This window comes from Solirubrobacter ginsenosidimutans (genome assembly GCF_027587205.1).
Map to the genome: position 1 here is coordinate 33,347 of NZ_JAPDOD010000041.1, position 16,637 is coordinate 49,983.

Here is a 16,637-nt window from a genome sequence, read left to right on the forward strand (position 1 = left end):
ACGGCTCACGTTTTCCGGTGGCGGCGCGTTCTAACGACGTGCTGCCACCGTTCTGGACGCTTGTACAGACCCACGGCGACGAGCTGCTGGTCCACGCGCGCCGCATGGCGGGCGACGGCGCCGCCGAGGACGTCCTGCAGGACGCGCTGCTGCGCGCGCTGCGGGCCTATCCGAAGCTGCGCCACGCCGACCACCTGCGCGCCTGGCTCTACCGCGTGACCACCTCGGCGGCGATGGATCACCACCGCGCCCGCAAGCGCGAAGTGGTGACCGACGAACCGCCAGTCCAAGCCACTCTCGACGCGTACGACGACGGCGCCTTCGAGAGCCTGATCGAACCGCTGAACGAGACCGCCCGCACGGCCCTGCGCCTGCGCTTCGTCGACGACCTCGACTACGAGGGCATCGCGACGGAGCTCGGCTGCTCCACGCTCGCCGCGCGCCAGCGCGTCTCGACCGCCGTCCGCACCCTCCGGGAGAGCATCGCATGACCCCACTGCCCGAGTCACTGCTGGAGTCCGTCGCCGCCGCCGCGGTGCGCGAAGGACTCGCCGACGCCATCTTCACCCGCCTGAGCACGCCGCTCGGCAAGCTGCTGGTCGTCCAGGGGCCCGAGGGCCTCGCCCGCATCGCCTTCCCGGAGGAGGCCGAGGATCACGTGCTCGCGGAGATCGCGAGCGTCTTCGGCCCCAACGTCATCGGCTCCGACCGTGAGCTGACCGGCGAGCGCGACGCGCTCAGCGAATATCTCGAGGGCGACGCGACCACGCTCGAACTGCCCGTCGACCTGCGGCTGGCGCGCGCGCCGTTCCGCCGCGCCGTGCTCGAGCGCCTGCGCCAGGTGCCGCGTGGGGAGACCGTCAGCTACGGCGAGCTCGCCGCGCGCGCCGGCAACCCGAAGGCCTCGCGTGCCGTAGGGACGGCCTGTGCGCGCAATCCCGTCCCGATCGTCGTCCCCTGCCACCGCGTCCTGCCCAGCACGGGCAGGCTCGGCAACTACGCGGGCGGGCCGGAGCGCAAGCGCACCCTGCTCGCGCTCGAGGGAATTACTTCTCGCTGACCGTGACCGACTTGATGATCACCTGGGCGGCGGGCTGACCGGAGTTCGGATCCGCCTGGATCCCACCGATCTTGTCGGCGACGTCCATCCCCTTGGTGACCTTGCCCAACAGCGCGTAGTCGGGCGTGAGCTGGCCGGCCTGATCGCCGGTGACGATGAAGAACTGCGAGCCCGACGTGCCGGCGGGTTCGGCGCCCGTCTTGGCCATCGCGACGATGCCCTTCGTGTACTTCAGGTCCGAGGCCGGGGCCTCGACGACCGAGTAGCCCGGGCCGCCGGACCCGTCGCCGGCGGGGTCGCCGCCCTGGATCACGAAGTCCGGGACGACGCGGTGGAACGTCGTGCCGTCGAAGAACTTCTTGTCCGCCAGGTACTTGAAGGAACCGCCGGTGATCGGCGAGTCCTTCGAGTCCAGCGTGACCTCGATGTCCCCGCACGTCGTGGAGATCGTCGCGACGTAGGTCTTGGACTTGCTCAGCTTCTCGGTCGGCTTCTTGAGCGGGTCGACCTTCTTGGGCGCCGGCTTCTCGACGTCCTCACAGCCCTCGGGCAGGAACTCGTTGGCAGCGGCGGCGGTGGGCGTCGCCGTCTCGGTGGCGGCGGCCTCGGGAGTCGAGGTGGCGGTCGCTTCGCCGTCCTTGGAATCGCCGCAGCCGGCGGCGGCGAGGGCGATGGAGGCGATGAGGACGGCGAGGAGTCGTTGCACGGCGGGCAAGGATAATGCCGCCGCGTGACACTTAGCCCTCGAGTTCGTCCGTACGACAACGTCCTCCTCGACCTGGACGGCTGCGTCTGGGTCGGCGACGAAGCCCTCCCTGGCGCGGCGGAAGCCGTCTCCGCGCTACGCGAAGCGGGCAAATCGATCCTCTTCTTGACCAATGACGTCCGGCACGCACCAGAAGGATTCGTGCGCAAACTCTGGAAGCTCGGGGTCCAGGCGTCGCTGGACGAGGTGCTGTCGGTCGGGTCCGCCGTGCAGTTCTTCCTGGCCGAGAACTTCTCCGGCACGGCGTACGTCGTCGGCGCCCAGGCGCTGGTCGACCATGTCGCCGACGCCGGGCTGCGGATCGTCAACAACACGCCGTTCGCCACCCGCGCGGACGTCGTCGTGGTCGCCGGCCACGACGACGTCGTCTTCGAGGAGCTCAAGGTCGCCACGCAGGCCGTGATGCGCGGCGCCGCCCTGATCGGCGCGACGCGTGACGCGAACTTCCCGATGCCCGACGGCGCCTGGCCCGGCACCGGCGCGATCCTGGCGGCCATCGAGGTCGCCTCCGGGCGCACGGCCACCTTCGTCATCGGCAAGCCCGAGCCGGGGATGTACGCGGCCGCGCTGGACCGGCTCGACGGCGGGCGGACGCTCGGGGTGGGTGACCGGCTGGACGTCGACGTCGCCGGCGCGCGCCGCGCTGGGCTCGACTCGGCACTGGTCCTGACCGGCGCGACGTCGCGCGAGCAGGCCGATGCCGCACAGCCCCGCCCCACCCACGTCGCCGATTCGCTCGGCGACCTCGTACTAGGGTGAGCGGGCCTTGATCTCCGGCCCGGTCTGCCTGATCGTCAACCCACACGCCGGCGCCGGACGCGCGCTGAAGCTGCTGCCCACCGTGGAGGCGGAGCTGCGCGCGCAGGGCAGGCAGTTCCGCGTCGAGCGCACGATGAGCATGGACCACGCCCGCGAGCTGGCGCGCGACGCGGCCGCCAGGGACGAGGTCGTGGCGGCGATGGGCGGCGACGGCATCACCGGGGCGATCGCGGGCGAATTGCGCGACGGCAAGGGCGTGCTGGCGGTCTTCCCCGGCGGGCGCGGGAACGACTTCGCGCGCAAGCTCCAGATCCCGTTCGACCCTGCCGAGGCGGCGAAACTCCTGCTCACGGGCGTCGAGCGGCCGATCGACCTGGCCGAGGTGGGCGGGACGACCTATCTCGGCATCCTCAGCGCCGGCTTCGACTCCGAAGTGAGCCGCATCGCCCTCGAGACGCGCCTGAAGCTCGGCACGTTCGTCTACACCTACGGGGTGCTCCGCGCGATCCTGAGTTGGAAGGAAGCCGCCTGGGACGTCGTCATCGACGGCGAGCCGCACGCCTTCCCGGGGTACTCGGTGGCGGTGTGCAACAGCGGCGTGTTCGGCGGCGGGATGTTCCTCGCGCCCGATGCCTCGCTGGACGACGGCCTGCTCGACATCGTCCTGATCGCCCGCCAGTCCAAGCGCGCCTACCTGCGCGGCCTGCCGCGGGTGTTCAAGGGCACGCACTTCCAGGACCCCGCCGTCAGCCTCATCCGGGCCCGCGAGGTCACGTTCAGCGCCGATCGCCCGTTCACCGCCTACGCGGACGGCGACCCGATCGCCGAGCTGCCGGCGACGATCCGCGCGCTCCCGAAGGCGCTGCGGGTGGTGGCGCCGCGATGATGCGCCTGGCCGCCGGGGTGGCCGCCGCGAAGGCGGTCGGCACGCTCGCGCGCACCGCCGGTCGCGGCGGGGGAACCTCGCTCCCGGGCAAGGTCCTCACCCGCGTCGAGCCGCACGCGATCGGCCGCCTAGCTCGCCGGCTGGAGCGCGGCAGCGTCGTGATCTCGGCCACCAACGGCAAGACCACGACCGCGGCGATGGTCGCCTCGATCCTCGAGCGCACCGGCGCGCGGCTCGTCCACAACCGCGCCGGGGCGAACATGGCGGGCGGCATCGCGACGACGCTGGCCAACGCTTCGCGCAAGGGTGGGCGGGCGCTCGCCGGCGACTTCGGGCTCTTCGAGGTCGACGAGTTCTGGCTCGGGCCCGTCGTCGAGGAGCTCGAGCCGCGCGCGATGCTGCTCGGCAACCTCTACCGCGACCAGCTCGATCGCTACGGCGAGCTGGAGACGATCGCGGACCGCTGGGCGGTCGTGGTGGCGGCGCAGGCCGGCGCCACGACGCTCGTGCTCAACGCCGATGACCCACTCGTGGCCGACCTGGGCCGCGTCCACGAGGCGCCGCCGTCGCAAGGCGCCGGCGGGCCGCCGTGGGATGAGGCCGAGCTGTTGCCCAGCGCGGTCTTCTTCGGCGTCGACGACGACTCGCTCGCGCTGCCCGAGCTCCAGCACGCGAGCGACTCCAAGCACTGTCGCCGCTGCGGGCACGCGTACACCTACGAAGCCGTCTACCTCGCGCACCTCGGCCACTACCGCTGCCCCAACTGCGGCCAGACGCGCCCCGAACCGACCATCGTGGCCACCGACGTCGAGCTGCGCGGCATCCGCAGCGCCGCGTTCACGCTGCGCGGCGCGCGGATCGAGCTGCCCCTCCCTGGGCTCTACAACGTCTACAACGCGCTCGCGGCGGCGGCGCTCACGCTCTCGCTCGGGGTCGAGCTGGAGGACGTCGTCGGCGGGCTGGAGGCGGTCGCCCCCGCGTTCGGCCGCGCGGAGACGCTCAACCTCGGCGGCCGCAAGGCCAGCCTGCTGCTGGTCAAGAACCCGGCGGGCGCGAACGAGGTCCTGCGGACGCTCGCGCTCGAGGAGGGCGAGCTGGACCTGTTCGGCGTGCTCAACGACCGGATCGCCGACGGGCGCGACGTCAGCTGGGTGTGGGATGCCGACTGGGAGCTGCTCGTCGGACGCGTGCGGCGCTTCACGTGCTCCGGCACCCGCGCGGCGGAGCTGGCGCTGCGGATGAAGTACGCGGGGATGGACGAGGCCTGCCTGCACGTCGTCGACGACGTCGAGCAGGGCCTGGACGCGGCGCTCGCCGACGGCGACGGCCCGCTCTACATCGTCCCCACCTACACCGCGCTGCTCGAGCTGCGCGACGTGCTGACCAAGCGCGGCCACCTCGAGGCCTACTGGAGATGAGTTTCGACGACGTGGTGTGGCACGACGTGGAATGCGGGCGCTACGACGCCGACCTCGCGCTCTGGGGCGAGCTGGCGGAAGGCGCCGAGCACGGGGTGCTCGACGTCGGCGCCGGCACCGGGCGCGTCTCGCTGCCGCTGGCCGCGGCCGGCCACCAGGTGACGGCGCTCGACATCGATCCCGAGCTCCTCGGCGCGCTGCGTGAGCGTGCGGCCGCGGCGGGCGTCGAGGTCGCGACGCTCGCCGCCGACGCCCGCGACTTCACGCTCCCCGAGCCCGTCAGCCTGATCGCGGTGCCGATGCAGACGATCCAGCTGCTGCCCGAGCGCGACGGCTTCTTCGCCTCCGCGCGGCGGGCGCTCGTCCCGGGCGGGCGGGTGGCGATCGCGATCGCCACCGACCTCGAGCCCTACGACGGCGCTCCCCCGCTCCCCGCGCCGGACCTCGGGCAGGCGGGCGGTTGGACCTACGTCTCTCAACCGATCGCGATCCGGATCGACGGCGACCGGGTGCTGATCGAGCGCATCCGCCAGATGGTCGGCCCGGCCGACGAGCGTGAGGCGTTCCAGGACGTCATCACGCTCGCGATCGTCACGCCCGGTGGGCTGGCGGAGGAGGCGGCGCGGCACGGTCTGGAGGCCGAGGAGCTGCTGCACATCCCCGAGACGCCCGAGCACGTCGCATCGCAGGTGGTGGTCTTCCGTGGCTGACGCGCTGCGCGTCTGCGCGCTCTATCCGGAGCTGATGAACATCTACGCCGATCGCGGCAACCTCGCACTGCTGCAGAAGCGCTGCGGGTGGCGCGGCCTGGGGTTCGAGCTCTCCGGCGCCGGCCTCGACGATCCGCTGGACCCGGACGCCCACGATCTCTTCTACATCGGCGGCGGCCAGGACCGCGACCAGGCGCTCTGCGCCGAGGATCTGGCGACGGTCAAGCGCGACGCGCTGCACGCCGCGGCCGCCACCGGAAAGGTGATCTTCGCCGTCTGCGGCGGCTACCAACTGCTCGGTCACGCGTACGAACTCGGAGGTGAGCGGCTTCCGGGCGTCGGCCTCGTCGACCTCGAGACCGTCCGCGAGGACGGGCCCCGGCTGATCGGCAACGTCGCGATCGAAGTCGACCTCGGCGGGCTGCCGCGGGTACTGGCCGGATTCGAGAATCACGGCGGCCGGACCCGCCTGGGAGCGTCGGAGCGCCCACTCGGCCGCGTCCTCGCCGGTCATGGAAACGACGGGCGCTCGGGGTTCGAAGGCGTCCGCGGTGGTCCGAAGGGCACGGTCGTCGGTACGTATCTGCATGGCCCGCTCCTCCCCAAGAACAGCTGGTTCTCCGACTGGCTCACCGCCACCGCGCTGGGACGGGACGCCTCGGAGCTCAGCTCACTCGACGACAGGCTGGAAGACGCAGCACATCAGGCCGCGCGGCGCGCCGCAGGTCTCTGAGTGCGGAAGCCCATCAATCCGGTGGGGTAGCATCCGCCGCCCCCTCCCCGGGATTGCCTCTTTGACCAGATCCGACACCGCCCAGCCCGAGGGGCCGTCCGGCTACCGCGAAGCCATCGACCTGGAGTTCGCGGCCGCGACCAAGCAGTACGCCGGCACTGACAGCCCCGCCGTCGACGCGCTCTCGCTCAAGGTCCCCGCCGGGGAGATCTGCGTTCTCGTCGGCCCGTCGGGCTGCGGCAAGACCACCGCGATGCGGATGGTCAACCGGATGATCGACATCACCAGCGGGGACATCCTCGTCGGCGGGCGCAGCGTCAAGGACCGCGACGTCGACGACCTGCGGCGCGAGATCGGGTACGTGATCCAGCAGATCGGGCTCTTCCCGCATCGCACGATCGGCGACAACATCGCGACCGTGCCCAGGCTCCTGGGCTGGGACAAGCACCGCATCAACGCGCGGGTCGAGGAACTGCTGGACCTGATCGACCTGCCGCCCGAGATGCGCAAGCGCTACCCGGCGCAGCTCTCCGGCGGGCAGCGCCAGCGCGTCGGCGTGGCCCGCGCGCTCGCCGCCGACCCGCCGCTGATGCTGATGGACGAGCCGTTCGGCGCGATCGACCCGATCAACCGCGACCGCCTGCAGAACGAGTTCCTGCGCCTGCAGGCCGTGGTCAAGAAGACGATCGTGTTCGTCACGCACGACATCGACGAGGCGATCAAGATGGGCGATCGGATCGCGATCCTGCAGGTCGGCGGCAAGCTCGCCCAGTACGCGCCGCCCGCCGAGCTGCTGCTCAACCCCGCGAACGCGTTCGTCGACGACTTCGTCGGCGCCGACCGGGCGCTGAAGCGGCTCTCGCTGATCCGGGTGAGCGAGATCCCGCGCTCGGCGCTGGGCAACGCCAACGGCGGCATCGAGATCCCGGACGACACGCCGTTGCGCACCGCGCTGTCGGAGTTGCTCGGCCGCGGCGAGCTGCACGGCCGCGTGGTCGACGAGCACGGCGAGGCGGTCGGTTCCCTCTCAGTCGACGCGATCGCCCGCCTGGCCGCCGGGGAACGCCTGTGATCCTCGCCCAGCTCAAGATCGGCGACCGCAGCGCCGCCGACTCCTGCGTCGAGAACAACGGCTTCTGCCCGAGCTGGATCGCCCACAACCTCGACCGCTACAAGCAGCCGCTGATCGACCACATCGAGCTCACGCTGATCGCCGTCGTGGTCGGCTTCGTGATCGCGTTCTCGCTCGCGCTGCTCGCCCATCGACGGCGCTGGCTGGTCCCGCCGATCACGCAGATCACCGGCATCCTCTACACGATTCCGAGCGTCGCGTTCTTCTTCTTGCTGCTGCCGCTGACCGGGCGCGGCAAGGTGACCGCGCTGATCGCGCTCGTCTCCTACACGCTGCTGATCATCTTCCGCAACGTGATCACGGGCCTGAACAGCGTCCCCGCCGAGGCGCGCGACGCGGGCCGCGGCATGGGTCTGACGCAGAACCAGCTCCTCTGGCGCGTCGAGCTGCCGCTCGCGCTGCCGGAGATCATGGCGGGCCTGCGGATCGCGGTCACGACCACGGTCGGCCTCACCTCGCTGGTGTTCCTGGCCGGCGCGGGCGGGCTGGGCGGGGCGATCTTCGCCGACATCCAGTTCCAGTCCAACGTGGTCGTCGCGGGCGGCCTCTGCGTGCTGCTGGCGCTCGTGTTCGACCTCCTCGTGCTCGCGCTCCAGAAGGCGCTGACGCCGTGGACGAGGGTTGCTCGATGACGCTCACGTTCGCCGCTCTGGGCGAGTTCGGGGACGCGATCTCCTTCATCTTCACCTCGCGCGAGCACCAGCGCGGGTCACCCGTCGGCGGATCGCACAACCTGCCGCTGTTGTGGGAGCACCTGAAGGTGTGCGGCGCGGCCATGGGCGTGGCGTTGCTGATCGCGCTCCCACTCGGACTGATCCTCGGCCACACCGGCAAAGGGTCCTTCCTGGCGATCTCGGTCTCGAACATCGGCCGTGCCGTGCCGAGCATCGCATTGATCGCGCTCTTCATCGCGTTCTTCCCGGGCAGTCCCGAGTTCCTCAACGTCACCTTCGCGCTCGCGCTGCTGGCGATCCCGCCGATCCTCACCAACGCCTATGTGGGGGTGCAGCAGACCGATCGCGACTCGGTCGACGCGGCGCGCGGGATGGGGATGTCGAACGGCCAGATCATCCGCTCGATCGAACTGCCGCTGGCGCTGCCGCTGATCTTCGGCGGCATCAAGACATCGACCGTCAACGTCATCGCCACCGCCACGATCGCGCCGCTGGTCGGCGTGGTCACGCTCGGCGACCCGCTCGTGGCCTTCTCGGTCTACGGGCGCGAGGGCCAGATCGGCGCCTCGATCATCGTCGCCGCACTGGCGATCGGCGCCGAGGTCGGCCTGTCGGCCGTCCAGCGCGCCGTGACGCCGGCCGGCATCAAGCTCCAGCGTGGCGAGGAGGGCCGCGCGCGAGCCCGCTTCGGTCTAACCAAGAGGAGGATTCAGACCGCGCCATGAGAAGATCCACGACCGCATTGGCCGCCGTTCTGGCGGCCCTGACCGTATTCGTCGCCGCCTGCGGCGGGGACGACGAGCCCAGCTCCAGCGGCGCCGCCGCGACCAGCACCCCCGAGGCCACCCAGGCCGCGGACACCGGTGCCATCGCCAAGAACGACGCCAACAGCGCGATCTCCTTGAAGATCGGCTCCAAGAACTTCACCGAGCAGAAGGTGCTGGGCGAGATCTACGCCCAGGGCCTCGCCGCGGCCGGGTACACCACGTCGACCGACCTCAACCTGGGCGATCAGGACACGGCGCTCGCCGCGCTCAAGGGCGGGCAGATCGACGCCTACCCCGAGTACACCGGCACGGCGCTGACCGCGTTCTACAAGAAGGACGCGGCTGACCTGCCCAACGACGCCCAGGCGGCCTACGAGGAGCTCAAGGGCCTCTTCGCCCCCGACGGGATCACCGCGTTCCCGCCGACGCCGTTCACCAGCTCCAACGAGGTCGCGGTCACCGCCGACACGGCCTCGAAGTACAGCCTCACGAACATCTCCGACCTCTCGAAGGTCGCCGACCAGCTGACGCTCTACGGCACACCTGAGTGCCGCAAGCGCATGGACTGCCTCCTGGGTCTGGAGCAGGTCTACGGGCTGAAGTTCAAGAAGTTCGTGCCCGTCGATCCCGCCCAGCGCCACGAGGTGCTCGAGTCGGGCCGCGCCGACGTCTCGATCGTCTTCACGACCGACCCGCAGATCAAGCGCAACAAGGAAGTCCTGCTCAAGGACGACAAGGGCATGTTCCCGCCCTACAACCCGACGCTGCTGATGAAGACCGCGACGGCCGACAAGGCCGGCGCCGACCTGCCGAAGGTCATCGATCAGATCCAGAAGCCGCTGACCGACGACGCGATGCAGGAGCTCGACGCCCGCGTCGACCTCGACAAGAAGGACCCCGCCGAGGTCGCCAAGGAATACCTCTCCGAGACCGGCCTCGTGAAGTAGCGCATGTGACATTCGTCCGCGCGGGTCTGTTTCGCGGAGGTGTGGGGGATACTCGAGGGCTATGGACGCCTTCGAGATCCCCCGCCTGCGCGGCGTGACTCACGCGTACGCGTTCTGGGGCGCGCTCGTCGCGGCCGCGGTGTTGATCGTCCTCACGCCGGGTGGCATGCCGCGCGCGTCGGCAGCGATCTACGGCGCCGGCCTGTGCGCACTGTTCGGCGGCTCCGCGCTCTACCACCGCTGGCGCTGGAACCCGCGCTGGCGCCCGATCCTGCGGCGGATCGACCACAGCACGATCTTCGTGTTCATCGCCGCGTCCTACACCCCCGTCGGACTGCTCATTCTGTCCGGGACGACGAAGTGGGTGGTGATGATCACCGTCTGGGCCGGCGCGCTCTGCGGCGTCGCGTTGAGCGTGGCGTGGATCACGGCGCCGCGCGCGCTGTGCGCCGCCTGTTACGTGGCCCTCGGTTGGGTCGCGGTGGTCGCGTTCCCGCAGATGGCCGCGTCGCTGCCGGTCGCGCCGCTCGTGCTGATCATCGTCGGCGGCGTGCTCTACACCGCCGGCGCGGTGATCTTCGCCCTCGGGCGCCCGAACCCGTGGCCGCGGGTGTTCGGGTTCCACGAGATCTTCCACGTGTTCGTGATCCTGGCCGCCGTGGTGCACTTCGTCGCCATCTCGGGCTGGGTCGTCATGCACAACGCCTGACGGCGAGAGCGGTCTTCGGTGGTGGTGGGTGCGGGGCGGTGCGGGGATGACGAACTGCATGTCCGGTGAGGGAGCGGGCGGTCGCGGTGAGTCGCGAGGGTGTTCCCGCACGCCGATCACCCGATGGACCACGGATTGCGACGGGGTGCTGCCGGAATGTTGCCTGTGGGGAAACATTCCGGACGCACCCCCACCAACGCGCCACATCGAACAGTGCGAACTGATCGAGACTCGCGAGCGGACCCTCAAACGCGCACGGTCGACCATGACGACCGGGAAAGGGCGTGTGCGGGACACACTTTCAGTACCACGCCCGTAACTGTCGGTATCCCCGCGCGGCAAATCGGGCCAACAGAGCCGAGCCGGGTGGCGGACTGACGGCAGCCCGGGACGGGGGGCGCGCCACTCCCCCTCCCCACCCGGCGCAGTTGACGTTCGTGCACCTCGCCGTCGACGATTTCGCCGCGCGTTGCGGGGTCCCGACGGCGTTCCGCCGTCGGGATTGGTTAGCTGCTCGCGATGGCCGTCATCGCTTCAGTCGACGAACTCGCGATCCAGCTCCTGCACCCCGACGCGCGGCCCCCGGCGCGCACCCGCTCAGGCGACGCCGGGTACGACCTCGCGTGCGTGGAGCCCTTCGAGCTGGCCCAGGGCGAGCGGGCGATGGTGCCCACCGGCGTCGCGGTCGCGATCCCGCCGGGGATGTGCGGCCTCGTGCTCCCGCGCTCCGGGCTGGCGATCAAGCACGGGATCTCGTGCGTCAACGCACCGGGTCTCGTCGACCCGAACTACCGCGGCGAGCTGCGGGTCATCCTCATCAACCACGGCACCGAGCCGTTCTCGGCTGAGGCGGGCGACCGGATCGCGCAGCTGCTGATCGTGCCGTTCGCGTCACCGGTCCCCGTCGTCGTCGAGGAGCTCCCCGACGGCGGCGACGACCGCGGCACCGGCGGCTTCGGCTCTAGCGGCCGTTGACCGCGTAGCGGCCGTAGCGCTCGGCGACCACCGTCGGGATGCGGGCGGTGACGCGGACGCCCTCGGGGGTGTCCTCGCGCTCCATCTCCCCCGCGACCTTGTGCAGCTCGGACAGCAGCCCGCCTTCCGAGAACGGGACGAGCAGCTCGATGTCCTGCAGGGTCTTCTCGAACTCGGCGACGATCCGCTCCTGGAGGTCCTCGAGGCCTTCGCCGGTGGCGGCGCTCACGAGCGCGGCGTCCGGGTGGCGGAAGCTGAGCTCGCGGCGGCGCTCATCGTCGAGGATGTCGGCCTTGTTGAGGACGAGCATGCGGGGACTTGAGCCCGCGTCGATCTCCTCGAGGACGTCCTCGACCGCGCGGGTCATGGCGACCAGCTCCTCTTCGGGAGCGCTGGCGTCGACGACGTGCAGGACGAGGTCGGCCAGCTTGGTCTCCTCCAGCGTGGCCGCGAAGGCGTCCACGAGCTGATGCGGGAGCTTGCGGATGAAGCCGACGGTGTCGGTCATCAGGACGGTGCGGCCGTGCAGCTGGAGCGTCCGGGTCGTCGGGTCCAGCGTGTGGAAGAGCCGGTCGCGGACGCCGACCTCGGAGCCGGTCAGCGTGTTCAGGAGGGTGGACTTGCCCGCGTTGGTGTAGCCGGCGAGGGCGATGTTGGACAGGTGCGCCCGCTCGCGCTCGGCGCGCTGGGTCGCGCGCGTGGCCTTGACCTGCTCCAGACGGCGCTTGAGGACCGTGATCCGGTCGCGCGCGAGGCGGCGGTCCGTCTCGATCTGCGACTCGCCCGGGCCGCGGGTGCCGATGCCGCCGACGCCGCGCCCGGCGCCGAGGCGCTCGAGGTGCGTCCAGAGGCCGCGCATGCGGGCCATGTTGTATTCGAGCTGGGCGAGCTCGACCTGCATCTTGCCCTCGGCCGTGTTGGCGTGGCCGGCGAAGATGTCGAGGATGACCGCGGTGCGGTCGATCACCGGCACGTCGAGCTCGGCCTCGAGGTTGCGCTGCTGGCGCGGCGTCAGCTCGTCGTCGGCGACGACGAGGTTCGCGTCGGCCTCCTTGAGCGCCGCCTTGACCTCGGCGACCTTGCCGGAGCCGAGGTAATGGTTGGGGTGCGGCTTGTCGAGCTTCTGCGTGAGGGCTCCGACGGTGGCGACACCCGCGGTCCGCAGCAGCTCCATGAGCTCCTGAAGGTCTTCGTTCTCCGGTGTCGCGGCGATGCAGTAAGCGCGCTGTTTGGCCCTGCCGGCATCGGGCGGCGGGGCGAAGCGGGACTCGGCCGTGCGGCCGTTACGAGAGCGTTCCAAGACCTTCCATTCTAGAGTCTGAAGACGTGCCCGTCGCGGAGCGCCTCGCGGCGCGGACCCTGGAGCTGATCGACATCCCGAGCGAGTCGCACGGGGAGGCCGCGCTCGCCGCGCATATCGCGTCCGTGCTGCGCTCCGGCGGCGCGGAGGTCGTTGATCTCGGCGACTCCTGCGTCCTCGCCTACCCGAAGGACACACGCCCGCGGGTCCTGCTCGCCGGCCACCTGGACACGGTGCCCGCGCAGGACAACCTGCCGGGGCGGATCGACGAAACGCGCGTCCACGGCCTCGGGGCGAGCGACATGCAGGGGGCGCTGGCGGTGATGCTGGAGCTCGTGCTCGCGAAGGCGCCGTACGCGGCGCTGTTCTTCCCCCGCGAGGAGCTGCCGTCGACCGAGTCGGCGCTGACGCCGCTGCTCGAGCGCGAAACGCTGGACTACGACTTCGCGGTCGTGATGGAGCCGACCGACAACGAGATCCACGCGGGCTGCGTGGGCAACATCAACGCCACGTGGGTCTTCCGCGGGCGTTCGGGACACTCCGCGCGGCCCTGGCACGCCGACAATGCGATCCACCGCGCCGCGATCGGGATCGCCGCGCTCGCGTCGGCGCCGATCCTCCCGGTCACGTTCGAGGGCCTGACGTTCTACGAGGCCGCGTCGGTCACGCGCGTGGACGGCGGGATCGCGATGAACGTGATCCCGGAGACCTGCACCGCGCACGTCAACTTCCGCTACGCGCCAGGACGGACGCCCGAGCAGGCCGAGGACCGGCTGCGCGAGCTGACCAGCGGCCTGGGCGAGCTGACGATCACCGGCAACTCCGGCTCGGGTGCCGTCGCGACCGATCACCCCGTCGCCCGGCGGCTGATCGAGGTCGGCGCGCTGCGCGTCGCGCCCAAGCAAGCCTGGACGCCGGTCGCCGAGTTCGCCGCGGCCGGCTATCCCGCGATCAACCTCGGCCCCGGCGCACCCGCCCAGGCGCATCGCCGTGACGAGTCGATCGAGATCGCCGCCCTGGCGCGGTCCTATGAAGTGCTAGAGGCCTTGGGCCGATGAGCGTGCGTCTCTCCCCCGTCCTCGCCGGACTCGGCACCTACCCCTTCGTGCGGCTCGAGCAGGCCCGCGCGCGGCTGCGCGCCGCCGGCGTCGACATCATCGACTTCGGGATGGGCGAGCCGCGCGAGGAGACGCCCGCGTTCATCCGCGAGGCGCTCGCCGCCGCGATCACGCCGCTGGCGCCGTATCCGAGCGCGGTCGGGCTGCCGGAGCTGCGCGGCGCGATCGCCGGCTGGGCATCGCGGCGCTTCGGTGTCGACTTGGACCCGGACACCGAGGTCATCCCGACGCTCGGCAGCAAGGAAGCCGTTTTCGCGCTCGCGAATGTCTTCGCCGGTGACGTGGTGGCCGTCCCGACGCCGTCCTACCCGGTGTACGACCGCGGCGCGCTGTTCGCGGGCAAGGCGGTGCTCGAGCTGCCGCTGAAGGAGTCAAACGGCTGGCTGCCCGACCTCGACACGGTCGACTGGTCGGGCGTCGGCGTGCTCTGGCTGAACTACCCGAACAACCCGACCGGCGCGCGCGCCCCGCTCGAGTTCTATGAGCACGCGGCCGCGCTGGCGCGCGAGCACGGGTTCGTCCTCGCCTCCGACGAGGCGTACTCGGAGCTCTACTTCGAAGGCGATCCGCCGATCAGTGCGCTGCAGATCGCCGATCGCTCCCACCTGGCGGTGTTCAACACGCTCTCGAAGCGCTCGTCGATGCCGGGCTACCGCTCCGGCTTCGTCGCGGGCGACCCGGACATCGTCGCCGCGCTGAAGAAGTACCGGCCCAACGTGGGTGTGGCGCCGCTGGAGTTCGTCCAGCGCGCCGCGATCGCCGCGTGGACCGACGAGGCGCACGTGGAGGCGGTGCGGGAGCGCTACCGGGCCAAGCGCGAGGCGCTGCTGCCGACCCTGGAGGCGCTCGGGCTGCGCAACGCCGGCGGCGACGCGACCTTCTTCCTCTGGCTCGACGCCGGACCCGACGCCGAGGCGCTCGCCGCGCGCTGGCTCGAGGCCGGCGTGGTCGTCGCGCCCGGCTCCTTCTTCGGCGCGCCGGGCTACCTGCGCGTCGCGCTCGTCCCGCCGCCCGAGGCGTGCGCCCGCGCCGCCGAGATCATCCGGGGCCTTGGCTGAGCTGTACCGCAATCGCGAGCGGGCCGAGTCCTTCGGGTCGATCGCCCGGCTCTACGATCGCTACCGCCCGACGTCGGCGCCGGAGTTCCTCGACGAACTGGCCGCGCTGAAGCCGGGGCGGGTGCTGGACGTCGGCTGCGGGACCGGGAAGGTCGCGCGCGAGCTGATGAACCGAGGGCTGGACGTGCTGGGCGTCGAGCTCGACCCACGGATGGCGTCGATTGCCCGCGAGCACGGCGTCGAGGTCGAGATCTCCGGCTTTGAGACCTGGGACGACCGCGGGCGGACCTTCGACCTGATCACGTGCGGCGACGCGTGGCACTGGATCGACCCGATACGCGGCTGGCGCAAGGTCGGGCGGGTGCTGCGGCCGGGCGGGACCGTGGCGCGGTTCTGGAACCACTACGAGGTCGACGAGCCGCTGAAGTCCGCGTTCGAGGCGGTGATCGGACGTGTCGCGCCCGAGCTGGCGGACGTGCCCACCTCGCGCACCGCGACGGCAGACGACGATCCGCGGGTCGAGCACCGTGTCTATCCGTGGGTGCGCACCTACAGCGCCGACGAGTGGGTGGCGCTGGCCGCGACCTACAGCGCGCACCAGATGCTCGAGCCTTCCACGCTTGCGGAGCTCCAGCGCGCGCTGCACGCCGTGATCGTCGAGCACGGCGGGACCGTCGTCGCCCGCGGCCGGACGGACGTCAGTCGTTCGCGTGCAATGCCGCGTTGAGCCCTGACCAGTTGCCGGAGCGCGGCAGCGCCTCGACCGTTCCGGTGCGCGAGTTGCGACGGAACAGCAGGCCGTTGGCGCCGCTGAGGTCACGGCCCTTGACGACCTCGCCGTCGGGCAGCGTGATCAGCGTTCCGGCGGTCACGTAGAGCCCCGCCTCGACCGTGCAGTCGTCGCCGAGCGAGATGCCGATCCCGGCGTTGGCGCCGAGCAGGCAGCGCTCGCCGATGCTGATGACCTCCGAGCCACCGCCCGAGAGCGTGCCCATGATCGAGCTGCCGCCGCCGACGTCCGAGCCGTCTCCGACGATCACGCCCGCGGAGATCCGGCCCTCGACCATCGAGTGTCCGAGCGTCCCTGCATTGAAGTTCACGAAGCCCTCGTGCATGACCGTCGTTCCGTCCGCCAGGTGCGCGCCGAGGCGGACGCGGTCGGCGTCGGCGACACGGACGCCCGAGGGCGTGACGTAGTCGGTCATCCGCGGGAACTTGTCGAGGCTGAAGACCTGCAGCGGGCGGCCTTCACGCCTCGCTTGCAATTGCACGCGGGTCAGGTCGGCGGGATCGACCGGGCCGAGGCTCGTCCACGCGACGTTCGGCAGCGCGCCGAAGATGCCGTCCATGTTGATCTCGCGGGGCTTGACCAGGCGATGGCTGAGCAGGTGCAGGCGCAGATAGGCGTCGGCGGTGCCGCTGGGCGGCGCCTGCAGGTCCTCGATGGTGGTGACGATCGCCGCTTGGCGCGTGCCGCGCAGCTCGTCGGTGACCTCCTCGAAGTCCAGCGGCGCTCCGGCATGGCCGAGCTGCGGCGCGGGATAGAAGACCTCGAGGATCTTGTCGTGGGCGTATGTCGCGATTCCGGCGCCCCAGGCGCTCATAGGACACCTCCGGTCCGTGGG

Annotated in this window: 19 protein-coding genes; 16 read left to right on the forward strand and 3 right to left on the reverse strand. The window is 71.0% G+C overall.

Annotated elements, in window-relative coordinates; all coding sequences use genetic code 11:
• Positions 1-17: 17 nt before the first annotated feature.
• Positions 18-491, forward strand: a complete 474-nt coding sequence (locus OM076_RS32515; RefSeq protein ID WP_270044315.1) for an RNA polymerase sigma factor — start codon at positions 18-20, stop codon at positions 489-491.
• Entirely contained in the window at positions 488-1,060 is a 573-nt protein-coding gene (locus OM076_RS32520) for a methylated-DNA--[protein]-cysteine S-methyltransferase (RefSeq protein ID WP_270044316.1), read from the forward strand. Before OM076_RS32515 ends, OM076_RS32520 begins: the two co-directional genes overlap by 4 nt.
• On the opposite strand, the gene OM076_RS32525 is transcribed toward OM076_RS32520, so the two are convergent.
• The gene (locus OM076_RS32525; protein WP_270044317.1) at positions 1,047-1,766 is read right to left on the reverse strand and encodes a peptidylprolyl isomerase; all 720 of its coding nucleotides are present in this window, start codon (positions 1,764-1,766) and stop codon (positions 1,047-1,049) included. The two genes, OM076_RS32520 and OM076_RS32525, sit on opposite strands and share 14 nt — an antisense overlap.
• 24 nt (positions 1,767-1,790) lie before the next feature.
• Here OM076_RS32525 and OM076_RS32530 point away from each other — a divergent pair, with 24 nt between their 5' ends.
• From OM076_RS32530 to dut, 11 genes are all read left to right on the forward strand, one after another.
• Positions 1,791-2,585: an HAD-IIA family hydrolase gene (locus OM076_RS32530; protein ID WP_270044318.1), complete on the forward strand. Its 795-nt coding sequence runs from the start codon at positions 1,791-1,793 to the stop codon at positions 2,583-2,585.
• 7 nt (positions 2,586-2,592) lie between these two features.
• Positions 2,593-3,471, forward strand: coding sequence for a diacylglycerol/lipid kinase family protein (locus OM076_RS32535; protein WP_270044319.1), 879 nt, complete (start codon positions 2,593-2,595; stop codon positions 3,469-3,471).
• Positions 3,468-4,889 (forward strand): MurT ligase domain-containing protein, encoded by a 1,422-nt coding sequence (locus OM076_RS32540; protein WP_270044320.1) that lies wholly within the window; start codon positions 3,468-3,470, stop codon positions 4,887-4,889. Before OM076_RS32535 ends, OM076_RS32540 begins: the two co-directional genes overlap by 4 nt.
• Positions 4,886-5,599: a class I SAM-dependent methyltransferase gene (locus tag OM076_RS32545; protein ID WP_270044321.1), complete on the forward strand. Its 714-nt coding sequence runs from the start codon at positions 4,886-4,888 to the stop codon at positions 5,597-5,599. The genes OM076_RS32540 and OM076_RS32545 overlap by 4 nt, the downstream gene beginning before the upstream one ends.
• Positions 5,592-6,332 (forward strand): type 1 glutamine amidotransferase, encoded by a 741-nt coding sequence (locus OM076_RS32550; RefSeq protein ID WP_270044322.1) that lies wholly within the window; start codon positions 5,592-5,594, stop codon positions 6,330-6,332. Before OM076_RS32545 ends, OM076_RS32550 begins: the two co-directional genes overlap by 8 nt.
• Positions 6,333-6,393: 61 nt before the next feature.
• Positions 6,394-7,404, forward strand: coding sequence for an ABC transporter ATP-binding protein (locus tag OM076_RS32555; protein WP_270044323.1), 1,011 nt, complete (start codon positions 6,394-6,396; stop codon positions 7,402-7,404).
• Complete coding sequence (locus OM076_RS32560) at positions 7,401-8,096, forward strand: ABC transporter permease (protein WP_270044324.1); 696 nt, start codon at positions 7,401-7,403, stop codon at positions 8,094-8,096. The genes OM076_RS32555 and OM076_RS32560 overlap by 4 nt, the downstream gene beginning before the upstream one ends.
• Positions 8,093-8,863, forward strand: coding sequence for an ABC transporter permease (locus tag OM076_RS32565; RefSeq protein WP_270044325.1), 771 nt, complete (start codon positions 8,093-8,095; stop codon positions 8,861-8,863). Before OM076_RS32560 ends, OM076_RS32565 begins: the two co-directional genes overlap by 4 nt.
• Complete coding sequence (locus OM076_RS32570) at positions 8,860-9,852, forward strand: ABC transporter substrate-binding protein (protein WP_270044326.1); 993 nt, start codon at positions 8,860-8,862, stop codon at positions 9,850-9,852. The genes OM076_RS32565 and OM076_RS32570 overlap by 4 nt, the downstream gene beginning before the upstream one ends.
• Before the next feature lie 61 nt (positions 9,853-9,913).
• Positions 9,914-10,561: a PAQR family membrane homeostasis protein TrhA gene (gene trhA, locus OM076_RS32575; RefSeq protein WP_270044327.1), complete on the forward strand. Its 648-nt coding sequence runs from the start codon at positions 9,914-9,916 to the stop codon at positions 10,559-10,561.
• 519 nt (positions 10,562-11,080) lie between these two features.
• Positions 11,081-11,536, forward strand: coding sequence for a dUTP diphosphatase (gene dut / locus OM076_RS32580; protein WP_270044328.1), 456 nt, complete (start codon positions 11,081-11,083; stop codon positions 11,534-11,536).
• On the opposite strand, the gene hflX is transcribed toward dut, so the two are convergent.
• Positions 11,523-12,836, reverse strand: coding sequence for a GTPase HflX (hflX, locus tag OM076_RS32585; RefSeq protein ID WP_270044329.1), 1,314 nt, complete (start codon positions 12,834-12,836; stop codon positions 11,523-11,525). The genes dut and hflX overlap by 14 nt on opposite strands.
• Positions 12,837-12,862: 26 nt before the next feature.
• On the opposite strand from hflX, the gene dapE reads away from it, so the two are divergent.
• The 3 genes from dapE to OM076_RS32600 are packed head-to-tail and all read left to right on the forward strand — an operon-like array spanning position 12,863 to position 15,739.
• Complete coding sequence (gene dapE / locus OM076_RS32590) at positions 12,863-13,894, forward strand: succinyl-diaminopimelate desuccinylase (RefSeq protein ID WP_270044330.1); 1,032 nt, start codon at positions 12,863-12,865, stop codon at positions 13,892-13,894.
• Entirely contained in the window at positions 13,891-15,012 is a 1,122-nt protein-coding gene (locus OM076_RS32595) for a pyridoxal phosphate-dependent aminotransferase (RefSeq protein WP_270044331.1), read from the forward strand. Before dapE ends, OM076_RS32595 begins: the two co-directional genes overlap by 4 nt.
• Entirely contained in the window at positions 15,005-15,739 is a 735-nt protein-coding gene (locus OM076_RS32600; protein ID WP_270044332.1) for a class I SAM-dependent methyltransferase, read from the forward strand. The genes OM076_RS32595 and OM076_RS32600 overlap by 8 nt, the downstream gene beginning before the upstream one ends.
• On the opposite strand, the gene dapD is transcribed toward OM076_RS32600, so the two are convergent.
• Complete coding sequence (gene dapD, locus OM076_RS32605) at positions 15,711-16,616, reverse strand: 2,3,4,5-tetrahydropyridine-2,6-dicarboxylate N-succinyltransferase (protein ID WP_270044333.1); 906 nt, start codon at positions 16,614-16,616, stop codon at positions 15,711-15,713. The genes OM076_RS32600 and dapD overlap by 29 nt on opposite strands.
• Positions 16,617-16,637: the final 21 nt, after the last annotated feature.